This is a genomic window from Pseudoalteromonas sp. P80D2, from assembly GCF_036680945.1.
Taxonomy (GTDB): domain Bacteria; phylum Pseudomonadota; class Gammaproteobacteria; order Enterobacterales; family Alteromonadaceae; genus Pseudoalteromonas; species Pseudoalteromonas shioyasakiensis.
Map to the genome: position 1 here is coordinate 40,279 of NZ_JAZDAR010000028.1, position 12,566 is coordinate 52,844.

Below are 12,566 nucleotides of genomic sequence, written 5' to 3' on the forward strand. Positions count from 1 at the left end.
TTGCTACACATGAATTGTACTTTACTTTGTCTAACCACTAACCACTAACCACTAACCACTAACCACTAACCACTAACCACTAACCACTAACGACTTAACCTCCCCCTCCCATCGCTCAAAAATGCGGCTCATCCTGTTTTGATAAGAATTGTTACATATTCGGTTTTATTGTTTTGCTTGAGAGGTTTATTATGGTGAAAGCGAAAAACTAATGATTAATTAGGTTTGCTAGTTTTTCGATAAATACATCAAAAAATAATTAGTACGGGACTCCCATGAAAAAAGTAACACTTACCGCGGCAAGTATTGCACTAGCCCTCGGTCTTGTTGGTTGTGGTGAAAAAGAACAAGAAACTAAAGCACCAGCAACTGCGACCGTAACTGAAGCAAAAGCTCCTTTAAATTCAGGCATTGAATTGGCGAACATGGACAAGTCTGTTCGCGCACAAGATGACTTTTACTATCACGTAAACGGCGAATGGTTAGAGAAAACAGAAATTCCAGGTGATAAATCAAACTACGGTTCATTCACTCAGCTTTACGATGATTCGCAAAAAGCGATGAAAGAAGTGCTAGAAAAAGCAGCGGCAAATAAAGACGTTAAGCCAGGCTCTGATGAAGCTAAATTAGCAGCATTCTATAACAGCTATATGGACGAAGCAGGCCGTGAAGCGGCAGGCATCAAGCCATTAACACCAGTGCTAGAAAGCGTTGATGCAGTTAAGAACAAGTCAGATCTTGTTGCTTTAATGGCAGAACTTCGCATTAAAGGCGGTAGCTTACCGTTTGGTTGGTACGTAAATAACGACGCGAAAAATTCTAGCGAAAACGCGATGTATGTTTATCAGTCAGGTTTAGGTTTACCAGATCGCGACTACTACCTAAAAGATGAAGAAAAATTCACAAAAATTCGTGAAGCTTACCAAGCATACGTAACAGCTATCTTAAGCAAAGCCGGTGTAGCTGATGCTGAGTCTGCGGCTAAAGCAATTATCGATCTTGAAACAAGCATTGCCGATGCGCAGTGGAGCCGTGTTGAAAGCCGTGATGCAACTAAATCTTACAATAAGATGAGCGTTGCAGATGCAAACAAACTTACGGGCGACTTTGACTTTGCAGCTTACCTTGATGCATCTGGTATCAAAACTGAAGATGTAATCATTCGCCAACCTAGCTACCTAGAAAAATTCGCAGGTATCTATAACGATACAGACTTAGCAACGTGGCAGAACTACCTTAAGTTCCACTTTGTTAGCAACTATGCTCGCTTACTAGATAAAGAGCTAGTAGACCTTAACTTTGATTTTTACAGCACAACACTTCGCGGTGTAACAGAGCAATCTCCACTTTGGAAAAAAGCAGTTGATGCATCAAACGGTGTATTAGGCGAAATTCTAGGTAAAGTATACGTTAAAGAAAACTTCCCACCTGAAGCGAAAGCGCGCATGGAAGAGTTAGTTGATAACGTTATCAAAGGTTATGCAGTTGCGATTGAAAACCTTGAGTGGATGAGCCCTGAAACAAAAATCGCGGCTAAAGAAAAGCTTGATAAGTTCACACCAAAAATTGGTTACCCAGATAAATGGAAAGACTACTCAGCACTTGAAGTTAAAGGTGATGACTTAGTAGGTAACTACATTCGCCACAGCGAGTGGGAATATGCAGATATGACTGCAAAACTAGGTAAGCCAGTTGACCGTTCTGAGTGGCACATGACACCACAAACAGTAAACGCTTACTACAACCCTGTGAATAACGAAATTGTATTCCCTGCGGCTATCTTACAACCGCCATTCTTTAACCTAGAAGCTGATGACGCTGTTAACTACGGTGCAATCGGTGCGGTAATCGGCCACGAATTAGGTCACGGCTTTGATGACCAAGGTGCGAAGTACGATGGTGACGGTAACTTACGTAACTGGTGGAGCGAATCAGACCTTAAACAGTTTGAAGAGCGTACAGGTCAGTTAGTTGCTCAATATAACGAGTACAAACCATTTGAAGATGCAAGCGTAAATGGTCAGCTTACATTAGGTGAAAACATTGGTGACTTAGGCGGCTTAACAGTTGCTTATACGGCATACCAGTTATCACTTGGTGATGAAAAAGCGCCTATCATTGATGGTTACACAGGTGATCAGCGTTTCTTCATGGGTTGGTCGCAAATTTGGCGTCGTAAATATCGTGACGAAGAGTTACGCAACCGCCTAATGACAGACCCTCATTCACCAAGCCACTACCGTGTAATCGGTATTCTTTCAAATATGCCAGAATTCTATCAGGCGTTTGATGTGAAAGAAGGCGACAAAATGTATATCAAACCAGAAGATCGCGTAAAAATCTGGTAATTGATTATCGATTTAAAAAAGGCTCTGAGTGAACGCTCAGAGCCTTTTTTGTTTTAGGAGTTGTCAGCTTTCAGCCGACATTTGATGTAGGCGTGAAATTTATTTCGCGCGTTAGTTGCGTATTGTGTGGTGTTTAAGACGCGCCAAGCAAGCGTGACGCCTACGGTGATGCAGGCGTGAAATTTATTTCGCGCGGTGTTTTTGTATTGTGTGATGTTCAAGTCGTGCCAAGCAAGCGTGAAGCCTACGGTTTGATGTAGGCGTGAAATTTATTTCGCGCGATGTTTTTGTATTGCGAGGTTCAAACATTTTGTGGTGTAAATTGGCTAGGTGCATTATTAAGTTCTAAGATCAGGTTTTACCTTCAGGATTGATAGGTTTATGTTTTCGACAAGGAAGAGACTTAAAGGGCGTAACTCACATTCAAATTGCTATTATTCAGTAACTCTTTGTTGTGATAATCGAGTACCTATATTTGCCAACTACCTATATGCAGTTGATGCTGCCAAAGCAATATACTATTTAGAAGATAAAGTAGAGACAATCTGCTTTGTCCTCATGCCTGACCATTTACATTGGATATTTCAACTTCGCCCTCAGCAAAACTTATCAGCAGTAATTAAGCTGTATAAAAGCATGGTGACCATGTCTATTCGAAAGAGGAAGGGGCGTAAAGTAGTAGTCTGGCAAAGTAATTTTTATGATCATCAAATCAGAGATGAAAATGACCTAATACATCAAGCTCGATATGTAGTCGCAAACCCTCTACGCGCAAGATTAGTTAAACACGTTGGCGATTACCCGTTTTGGAATTGTATTTGGTTGTAGGCGTGAAATTTATTTCGCGCGGTGTTTTTGTATTGTGTGATGTTCAAGACGCGCCAAGCAAGCGTGACGCCTACGGCTTGATGTAGGCGTGAAATTTATTTCGCGCGGTGTTTTTGTATTGTGTGATGTTTAAGACGCGCCAAGCAAGCGTGACGTATGCGCGAAATTTATTTCGCGCGATGGTCGAGTATTACGTGATGTTTAAGACGCGCCAAGCAAGCGTGACGCCTACGGTGATGTAGGCGTGAAATTTATTGCGCGCGATGGTTGAGTATTGAGTGGTGTTCAAGACGCGCCAAGCAAGCGTGACGCCTACGGTTTGATGTAGGCGTGAAATTTATTTCGCGCGAAGGAAATCAAAGCATAATCGCATCTTTTAGATACTGGAATAACTCTTTGTAACTCTTGGCTGGTTTTTCTGCTTTTACTTCTTTTGCGGCGCTGCGCACTAATTGGCGCATTTTTTGGCGCTCAAGAGAAGGGTATTGATCAATTGTTGAATTGATCAGGTCGTCACCTTGTTTAATCAAATCATCGCGCAGGGTTTCGATTTTGTTCATCAAAACGTCGGCTTGATTGTTTTTATTAAGCATGATGTCGATCATCGCTTGGATTTCATCAACGTTTTCTGTGGTACGTAATACTTTTGCGATGTAGTTTAAGTTACGACGGTAAGCATCGCTCTTATCACTTACTTTATCAGAAACAACAAGGGCTTCTTTTAAATCGTGATTGAGTGGTAAACGATCGCGTTGCTTTTTCGGCATTTTTGCAATTTCAGCACCCAGACCATGATATTGCATGGCTTCACGTTTTAACTCGCTTTTTGATACGTAAATAATTTCTTCTTCGATAAGTGGCTTTTTCTTCTTCGCCATAAGGATGCTCATTCAGTAAACTTAACTATTCGCTATTATACGCCATTTAGTTAATGATTAATATTAGCTGATGCAGGTCTCGCAGTGTGTTAGCATTCGTTACACTATAAAAAATATCAGAACCTAGGACACACAAGATGAAAGATCCTATTTATCAACACATTTCTGAAGTGAAAGACGCTGTAAGCGAAGTACTGGAGCATGCAAAAAAATTGGGTGCTACTGCGGCTGAAGCGGCGATGTCGAGCACGTCAGGTTTGTCTGTCAGCACGCGTATGGGCGAAGTTGAAACAATAGAGTTTAACCAAGACGGTGGCTTAGGTATCAGTGTTTATGTGGGTAACAACAAAGGCTCTGCTTCAACGGCTGACTTAAACCCTAAAACATTACGTACAGTGGTCGAAAAAGCCATTGATATTGCAAAGTTCACCTCTGACGACTCATTTAATGGTATCGCCGATAAAGAGTTACTTGAATTTGCACCGCAAGATTTAGATTTATACCACCCGTGGGAAGTTAGCCCAGAGCAAGGTGTTGAGTTTTGTCATCAAGCAGAGCAAGCGGCGTTAAATGCCGATGAGCGCATTGTAAATTCAGATGGTGCGAGTTTTTCTTCTCACCAAGGTTTACGTGTTTATGGTAACAGCCATGGCATGATTGCAGGTTACCCGCGTACGCGTCATAGCATTAGTACGATGGTGATTGGTAAAGAAGGCGAGCAAATGCAGCGCGATTCGGCTTATACCATCGCGCGTCATAAAGATGATTTAAACGACGCTGCAAAAGTAGGCCTCGAGGCGGCAACCGAAACCTTGGCTAAACTTAACAGCCAAAAGCTCGGTACCATGAAAGTGCCTGTGATCTTTAGAGCAGATATTGCTAACTCATTATTCGGCCATTTAGTGTCTGCGATTGGTGGCGGCGCGCTTTATCGTAAGTCGAGCTTCTTGCTTGATAGCTTAGGTACAAAAGTATTTAGTGATTGTGTGAATATCTCTGAGCGCCCGCATTTATTAAAAGGTTTAGCGTCCTCGCCGTTTGATGCTGAAGGTTTAAAAACCGTAGACCGTGAAATTATTCAAGGCGGTGAGCTGCAAACTTACCTATTAGCAAGCTATGCGGCACGTAAACTGTCGATGGCACCAACGGGTCATGCTGGTGGTATTCATAACTGGTTAGTTGAACAAACCCATGCCGATTTAAAAGCACTTTTAAAAACCATGGGCACAGGCTTATTGGTAACTGAACTTATGGGCCAAGGTGTGAACACGGTAACGGGTGATTACTCACGTGGTGCGGCGGGCTTTTGGGTTGAGAATGGCGAAATTCAATACCCAGTAAGTGAAATCACGATTGCTGGTAACTTAAAAGATATGTTTAAGGCCGTTGTGGGCTTAGGTGGCGACATCGAACGTCGTGGCGGTATTCAAACAGGCTCTGTATTGATTGAACAAATGCAGGTTGCTGGTAGTTAATTCATCAATAACGAATCATTTTTTAAAAGCCTCACTTTAGTGGGGCTTTTTTATTTGAAAAAGTACTTTACCTAAACTTAACTTGAGGTTTTATCTTGGTGGCAGTTTAAAAATAAAAAGGAAAACTACCATGTATTTAGAACACGTAAACCTTGTTGTTAGTAATGTTGATGCCATGCTGCACTTTTATAAAGCGGCATTCCCGCACTGGCGTGTGCGTAGTCAAGGCGATAGCAAATGGTCGGGCAAACCGCGCAAGTGGCTGCACTTCGGTGATGATTACCAATATCTTGCATTAAGCGATAACGGTGAAGCTGAAAACCGTGATTTAGCCGGCCACCAAGTAGGCCTTGCTCATTTTGCCTATGTGACAAACGATATTAATGCGGTAGTTGAACGTCTGGTTTCAGCTGGTTATGAAATAGATAAACACGGCCCAGAAAACCCTTACCGTAAAAATGTATATTTCATCGACCCCGCAGGTTTTGAAGTTGAGTTTGTAGAGTATTTTAGTGATATCCCGAGTGAGAGGAATAATGACCAGTGAGGGAGCTATCAGCTTTCAGCCGTCAGTTTTGAGCCGAGCGGTGTTGTTTGTTGGTCAGGCATAGGTTGATCAAATGGCGTTGTATATAAGACGCGCCAAGCAAGCGTGACGCCTACGGTGTAGGCGTGAAATTTATTTCGCGCGAAAATAATTGCACAAAGAGAAGTGAATGAGAAAAGAATGAGGAAGTGATAATAATATTTTTGTTATCTCTAAAGCGAAGCACCTCATATCCTCTTTGTGCGATTAGATGTCTTTGATGTGGGTGTGAAGTTTAGTGAGCTATCAGCTTTCAGGCGTCAGTTTTGAGCCGAGCGGTGTTGTTTGTTGGTCAGGCATAGGTTGATGGAATGGCGTTGCATATAAGACGCGCCAAGCAAGCGTGACGCCTACGGTGTAGGATGCGTTTTAGCGCCGAACAGCTTTACTTTATTCACGGCTAAAGCCGTTCCCACGTTTGATGTAGGCGTGAAATTTATTTCGCGCGTTATCTTATTATATTGCGCGATGTAAAACTGCGGCTACGATAACTCGCACCTAGCACCTAGCACCTAGCACCTAGCACCTCGCAACTTTTACTGCACCTTATTCATTTCTTTCCAACTGGCTTTTAGGCTGTTGGCAAAGCTGATGAACTTTTCCTTCATGGTACGTTTAACTGAAATCTCGACTGAGCCTAGCCATACATTACCTTCAATGGTGATGGTTGGGCCTTGGCCTTTATTTAAGGCAACTGATTTGTTTTCTACGCTGCCAATCACACTAAATAATTTAGATACCACATTTACATGTTCTGGTACGTAGATTTCGTCGTTACCTAAAATACAGTTCACGTAAATGGTGACATGCTGATGTTGGAAAATTGCTTCGCTAAAGTCGAGTTCGATTGAACCTAAGCAGTTTGTTAGGTGAATTTCTTTTGGTACTACCCATTGGCCGCTGCGCTCATTTGAACCCAAAATACTACGAAGCTGCAGGCTTTCGTTGTCACTGCTGTGGCTATAGTGAGGTTTAAATTGCGCATGCTTATGCGATTTGTAGTCAATATCTGCTTTCAGATCTAAATCTGCAACTAGTTCAACCAGTACTTCGTTGCTAGTGGCTGCCATTGCCTGGTCTAGTCGGCGTTCAAATGCTTCGGCTGAAATAACAGCATGACTGTAGTTATAAATGAGTTGATCAATGACTTCTTCTCTTACTTGATCGATTGGGCGATCTTCAAGTTTAACGGCCATGGTAGTTCCCTGTTGTGATTTTAAAGGTGATTTTTTAGTTATTAATTACGAAGCAAGCCTTAGGCCAAAGTTTATTTTTATATAAATCAATGATTTGTGTTTTTTGCTAATAAACAACTTCGTTAAATTAACCACAGATTAATAAAATCAGCAACTAAGTGGCCATTTTTGCAACATCGTGAACTTCTTACCGAGCAGCTTGTAAATCTTTACCTAAATGAATATAAATAGTCGCTGAATAGGTGTTTAACTCACTGAAAATAAACAAATAAATAGTTGGCATTATAGTCGCATTAGTAAAAGTGTCTTTAATCAAAAGGAGAAAGATTATGAACACTTTTAACAAATCTATGATTGCCGCTTTAGTAATTGGTGCAACTAGCATGTCAGCTCAGGCAAGCAGCTGGGAAAATGAAAGTAAAGATGCTTGGATTGATGGTAAGGCAGAAACTGTGCTTCTTATGAACACAAACCTTAACAACTTTGACATCAACACTGATGTAACGAATGGCAAGGTTGTACTTACAGGTAAAGTTGATAGCGAATTAGATAAAGAGCTTGCTGAAGAGCTAGTTCTTAGCCTAGACGGTGTTAGCTCTGTTGATAACAAACTAACTGTTGTTAAAAACATGAAAGCTAAGCACATGAAATCAGACAAAGCTGATTCAGCAGAAAGCGACTTAACCGACGCAAAAATCAGTACTGTAATCACGACACGTTATTTATTTAACTCAGAAGTAGGTGGTACAGACATCGATGTTGATACTGATATGGGTGTGGTAACACTAAAAGGTACTGTTGAGTCTGATGCAGAAAAGCAATTAGCGGTAAGCATTGCTGAAAATGCTGAAGATGTTCGCAAAGTAATCGATGAATTAACGATTGTTGCTGAATAATAGCAAGCCCTATATAGCCCAGCTTTGGCTGGGCTTATCTTTTTCAAGGAGTGAGTCATGGATTTAATACGTATTATTTTATCGGTTTTAATTCCACCTCTCGGCGTATTTTTACAGGTAGGTTTAGGTGCGCAGTTCTGGATTAATATTCTTTTAACCTTATTAGGGTACATTCCAGGTTTGATTCATGCTGTGTATATCATCGCTAAGCGATAATCACCGCATTAATCTACAAGGATGGGTAATGGAGCACAGCAAGGAAGGGCTGTAGGAGTAACGGACGATAAACCGCAAGGAGTTTACAGTATGGATGATGTAACTACGCACAAAGGACAACAAGGAAGTAACAAGGCGTTATGGAGTAGCGCACAATGGCAACGCTTTATGGATAAAGTGAATGGAGATGACAGCAAGGAATAAGCTTAGGCAGGAGCCAAACAGGATGAAGCTAGCGTAAGGAGGAGACTATATGGAACAAGTACAAACGCAACCAACAAAAGGATTGACCGACAAAGGAGTTGCTTTATGGAACAAGCAACAGTGGCACGAATTTATGGAACACGCGAAAGCGGTTGCGCCACGACTAACAGGGAAGGCTGACGATAAAAACCCGATGTCATCTTCAGGTGACATCGGGTTTTTAACTACTTCAGCAATTTATCTTTATAACTTAAATTGATTCACCGTCTTATTTAAAGCGGCTGCCAATTCATTCAAATCACGTGCTTCATCCGCCAATTCATGGGCATGATCTGCAGTGCTATTCACTAAGTGATTAATCGCTGCCAAGCTATTGTTAATATCTTCTGCAACCACAGTTTGCTGCTCTGTCGAAGTCGCAATTTGATGACTTTGATCTTGTACATTTGTCACAGATTGGGCGATATCTTGCAGTGCTTGCAATACAATTTGTGTTTGCTCTACTGAGCCTTCAGCACGTTCTTGTCCTTGTTGCATCATAGTCGATGCTTGTTGGGCAATTTGCTGTAAACGGCTGATCATGTTGCGAATATCATCCGTAGACTCTTGCGTTCTGCTTGCTAGTGAACGAACTTCATCAGCAACAACTGCGAAACCTCGGCCTTGTTCACCCGCGCGGGCCGCTTCAATTGCCGCGTTCAGTGCAAGTAAGTTAGTTTGCTCAGCAATTGAGTTGATAACATCAACCACCGCGCCGATATTGCCACTTTCTTGCTCAAGACCCGCAACCACTTTAGACGCTTCACCAATATGGCTTGCAAGAGCGGTCATGACTGACTGAGCTTGAGTAGAGCGTTTCGTACCGTCAACGGTGATGGTTTGCACTTCTTCAGCGGCATTATTGGTGTGCTGGGCATTGCGCGAGATTTCCATCACTGTAGACGCCATCTCGGTTACCGCCGCGCTAACACTATCAACTTGCTGCTTTTCTTGCTGAATTTCATCGTTGGTTTTTTGCGATACAATTTTTAACTGGCTCGCAGCTTGGCTTAGTTGCTCAGCCTGCGCAGCAGTATTAAGCATCATTGCACGAAGTTTATCGATGAAGGTATTCATGTGATGAGCAAGTTGGCCCACTTCATCATTACTCTTGATTTCGATTTTCTGTGTTAAATCGCCATCACCTGATGCGATATCACGCATGATGTAAGTTAGCTTAGTCAGCGGCTTGGTGATCATTTGCGTGGCCCAGAAGATCATCGCAATGATAATCGCAAGAATGATGATCACTGAGGTTGTGGTTGTCATCACCGCATCATTTACTGGTTCATCAATCATGCTGGTCGGAATTAAAATACCCACATACCAATCAAGATAAGGGGTTTCTAACTCAAGGCGGTTGTATACAACGTAATATTGCTCACCTTTGAAAGTAACAAAGCTGCTGCCATCTTTTTGGCTTTTCATCGCGCGGTTTAATTCGCTAAAGCCTGATGTGTCGCTAAATTGTTTTTCGAGGGCATCTAAGCCTTCCTTGCCATTCGGACCTTCGTCAGTCACAGATAGCTTGTGGCCAGTGCGCTTAGATAAGTGCACAACCTTTTGATTGCCATCAAGTAAGAAACCAAAGCCTTGGCCATTAAAGCGAATTTCTTCAACCATGTCGTTAATGTTGTTTAGCTGTAAATCAACACCACCAAAGCCTATTAGTTTGTTTTGTTTATAAACAGGCTGTTGTACAACTGCAGAGGCATTACCTGTGGTTAAATCCACAGAAATAGGACCTACATAGAGTTTGTTGATCTTTAAAGCATCTTGCCACCAACCACGTTTGTAAGCGTAGTAAGGTTGGCCATTATAATGAGTGGTTCGCTCGTTTTCTTTAAAGTACTCACCTGTTGTTGCAGATGCAAAGAAGGCAGATAAGATGTTGTCATCGTTGCCACTGATACGCACAAAATCTTGATTAACGCTGTCGTATCCAGGTTGGTTATCAAGGCTTTGATCACGTTCAGTCCAATTGTCGAACCAATTCACTAAATGCGGATTTGTAATGAAGGTTTGAACCACTTTACCGTATTTGGCAAAGTAACCTTGCATTGAAAGTCGTTCACTCTGTAAATAGCTGTCGGCTTCGCGTTGAATAGCTTGGCGCGATAGGTCAGCAATATGGCTAACAAAAAAACTAGACGCGATGATCAGTAGTACACTTATCGTCCCGCCGATGAGTAGTAATATTTTTTTACGTAAAGAGAGGTTATTTAACATAGATGCACGTGTTTTTATTATCGGGTAGAGTTATCTATCTAATCATATTTGCACCCAAATCGCTATACCGTTAAGCGAACGTTAATAATAAATACTATGAGGTTGTTGGATAAATGAGTAATGAAAATAATAAACTGGTCGTTTTAGGTGCAGGTTGGCTTGGTAGTGCGCTTTGTGTTGAGGCAAAAGAATTAGCATGGCAAGTGCAGGGAACACACCGTAGTAGCGAGCACGAACATGATTTTCAGCGCCAGTTTGCGCTTGAAGGTACAGTGCTTAAACACGATGTTTCACTTGAAGATGCATGGTGGGTGAGTGCAATTCCACCGCGTAGTCGCAGCTCAGAAAGTAATTATTTAGCTACTTTGCAAGCAGGACTTGAGCTTGCCAAGCAACTAAATTGTAAAGGCTTTATTTTATGTTCTTCGACGGGTGTTTACCCAACTGACAATGGTCATTATGACGAAAGTACAGTAATTAATTGCCAATCAGCGCGCCAGCAACTGCTATTTGATGCTGAGCAGTTAGTGCTAAATGCCGGTGGTAAAGTATTGCGTTTAGCGGGCCTTGTTGGTCCTGGGCGCGACCCGGGTAAGTTTGTTGCAGGTAAAGAGCTTTCTAGCTCAAGTCAGCAAGTGGTAAACATGGTACAGCAGCAAGACGTGATAGCGGCGATTTTTTCTGTCATTGAAAACTGGTCAAGCGCGAGCAGCATTTATAATGTGGTCAATCCGGCGCATCCAACAAAAGCAGATTACTACCAACAAAAATGCGCTGAGCAGGGTAATCAGCCACCGACATTTACTAGCCATGATAAAGGCCAGCGTATCATTGATGGCTCGGCGATTGAGTCACTGAATTTTCGTTATCAAGCGCCTATTTAGCTACTTCTTAAAAGTTAGGTGGCCGCCCAGTCGGTATTTACTGCCCGGTGAGACTAAGCGCGCAAAGCTTACAATACCTTGCGATGACCACGTTCGGCGGATCACTTGTAAGCATGGCTCTTCATTGTAAAGGTTGAGCCATTCACACATTTCTTGGTTGGGCATGATTGCTTCGACCGTATGGCGAGCCTCGGTGAGTGGGGCATTTTGCGATAAGTATTCATGGGGTGTTAGGCTGTGAAAATCTTGTTGTAAGTAGTCTTTAGCAAGAGCGGGGTTTACAAAACGCTCCTCAACTTGCAAAGGTTGTTCGTTCTCATTGTGCACAATCACACTTCGATAAACATGGCTGTCGACCTCGACACCCAAAGCAATCGCGATGGGGGCAATTGCGCTGATTGATTCCATCACTAAAATCGTACAACTGTAATTGCTGTTGCGCGCTTTAACTTCATCGGCAATGTTTTTGATTTCTAGTAACGATGATTGTGATTTGAAGCTGGCAACAAAAGTACCTTGCCCTTGGCTGCGGGTTAAAATACCGGCATCGGTTAACTCACTGAGCGCGCGCCTAGCTGTCATGCGGCTAACTTGAAATTGACTGGTGAGTTCGTTTTCTGAAGGGACACGGTCGTTCTCTTGCCATTCTCCCGATTGAATATTTTCCAGAATGAATTCTTTTATTTGCGCAAACTTAGGGACGCTCATTATGAAAAGTTTATTTACAAGTTAACAATGTGTTACAAGGTGACATAATTTCCTTGTATATACAAGATGAGTTGATAAA

12 protein-coding genes are annotated in these 12,566 nt (G+C 42.2%); 8 read left to right on the forward strand and 4 right to left on the reverse strand.

Features of this window, described 5'->3' with window-relative positions; genetic code table 11:
* The first annotated feature begins 275 nt into the window (after window positions 1-275).
* On the forward strand, window positions 276-2,348 hold the full coding sequence (locus VRK28_RS07295; RefSeq protein WP_054563310.1) for a M13 family metallopeptidase: 2,073 nt from the start codon (window positions 276-278) through the stop codon (window positions 2,346-2,348).
* A gap of 381 nt (window positions 2,349-2,729) precedes the next feature.
* Window positions 2,730-3,176 (forward strand): REP-associated tyrosine transposase, encoded by a 447-nt coding sequence (locus tag VRK28_RS07300; protein WP_332393657.1) that lies wholly within the window; start codon window positions 2,730-2,732, stop codon window positions 3,174-3,176.
* Window positions 3,177-3,532: 356 nt separating this feature from the next.
* Here the strand turns inward: VRK28_RS07300 and yjgA are convergent, their stop codons facing one another.
* Entirely contained in the window at window positions 3,533-4,054 is a 522-nt protein-coding gene (yjgA, locus tag VRK28_RS07305; RefSeq protein WP_274168154.1) for a ribosome biogenesis factor YjgA, read from the reverse strand.
* 137 nt (window positions 4,055-4,191) lie between these two features.
* Here yjgA and pmbA point away from each other — a divergent pair, with 137 nt between their 5' ends.
* Window positions 4,192-5,529, forward strand: coding sequence for a metalloprotease PmbA (pmbA, locus tag VRK28_RS07310; protein ID WP_332393658.1), 1,338 nt, complete (start codon window positions 4,192-4,194; stop codon window positions 5,527-5,529).
* Between the two features lie 130 nt (window positions 5,530-5,659).
* Window positions 5,660-6,076, forward strand: a complete 417-nt coding sequence (locus VRK28_RS07315) for a VOC family protein (RefSeq protein WP_063530462.1) — start codon at window positions 5,660-5,662, stop codon at window positions 6,074-6,076.
* Window positions 6,077-6,651: 575 nt separating this feature from the next.
* On the opposite strand, the gene VRK28_RS07320 is transcribed toward VRK28_RS07315, so the two are convergent.
* Complete coding sequence (locus tag VRK28_RS07320) at window positions 6,652-7,311, reverse strand: LiaF domain-containing protein (RefSeq protein ID WP_055197475.1); 660 nt, start codon at window positions 7,309-7,311, stop codon at window positions 6,652-6,654.
* Between the two features lie 329 nt (window positions 7,312-7,640).
* Here VRK28_RS07320 and VRK28_RS07325 point away from each other — a divergent pair, with 329 nt between their 5' ends.
* The 3 genes from VRK28_RS07325 (at window position 7,641) to VRK28_RS07335 (ending at window position 8,886) form a co-directional block, all read left to right on the forward strand.
* The gene (locus VRK28_RS07325) at window positions 7,641-8,207 is read left to right on the forward strand and encodes a BON domain-containing protein (protein WP_054563315.1); all 567 of its coding nucleotides are present in this window, start codon (window positions 7,641-7,643) and stop codon (window positions 8,205-8,207) included.
* Window positions 8,208-8,264: 57 nt separating this feature from the next.
* Entirely contained in the window at window positions 8,265-8,423 is a 159-nt protein-coding gene (locus VRK28_RS07330; protein ID WP_064971745.1) for a YqaE/Pmp3 family membrane protein, read from the forward strand.
* A 253-nt stretch (window positions 8,424-8,676) separates the two neighbouring features.
* Window positions 8,677-8,886 carry a hypothetical protein gene (locus VRK28_RS07335; protein WP_063530067.1) on the forward strand — a complete coding sequence of 70 codons (210 nt, stop codon included), beginning with the start codon at window positions 8,677-8,679 and terminating at the stop codon, window positions 8,884-8,886.
* Here VRK28_RS07335 and VRK28_RS07340 read toward each other — a convergent pair.
* Window positions 8,871-10,895 (reverse strand): methyl-accepting chemotaxis protein, encoded by a 2,025-nt coding sequence (locus VRK28_RS07340; protein WP_175083213.1) that lies wholly within the window; start codon window positions 10,893-10,895, stop codon window positions 8,871-8,873. The two genes, VRK28_RS07335 and VRK28_RS07340, sit on opposite strands and share 16 nt — an antisense overlap.
* A gap of 113 nt (window positions 10,896-11,008) precedes the next feature.
* Between VRK28_RS07340 and VRK28_RS07345 the strand changes: the two genes are divergently transcribed.
* Window positions 11,009-11,779, forward strand: a complete 771-nt coding sequence (locus tag VRK28_RS07345; RefSeq protein WP_332393660.1) for an NADP-binding protein — start codon at window positions 11,009-11,011, stop codon at window positions 11,777-11,779.
* Here VRK28_RS07345 and hutC read toward each other — a convergent pair whose 3' ends face one another.
* Window positions 11,780-12,487, reverse strand: coding sequence for a histidine utilization repressor (gene hutC / locus VRK28_RS07350; RefSeq protein WP_055021370.1), 708 nt, complete (start codon window positions 12,485-12,487; stop codon window positions 11,780-11,782). It lies immediately after the preceding gene.
* Between the last annotated feature and the right edge of the window lie 79 nt (window positions 12,488-12,566).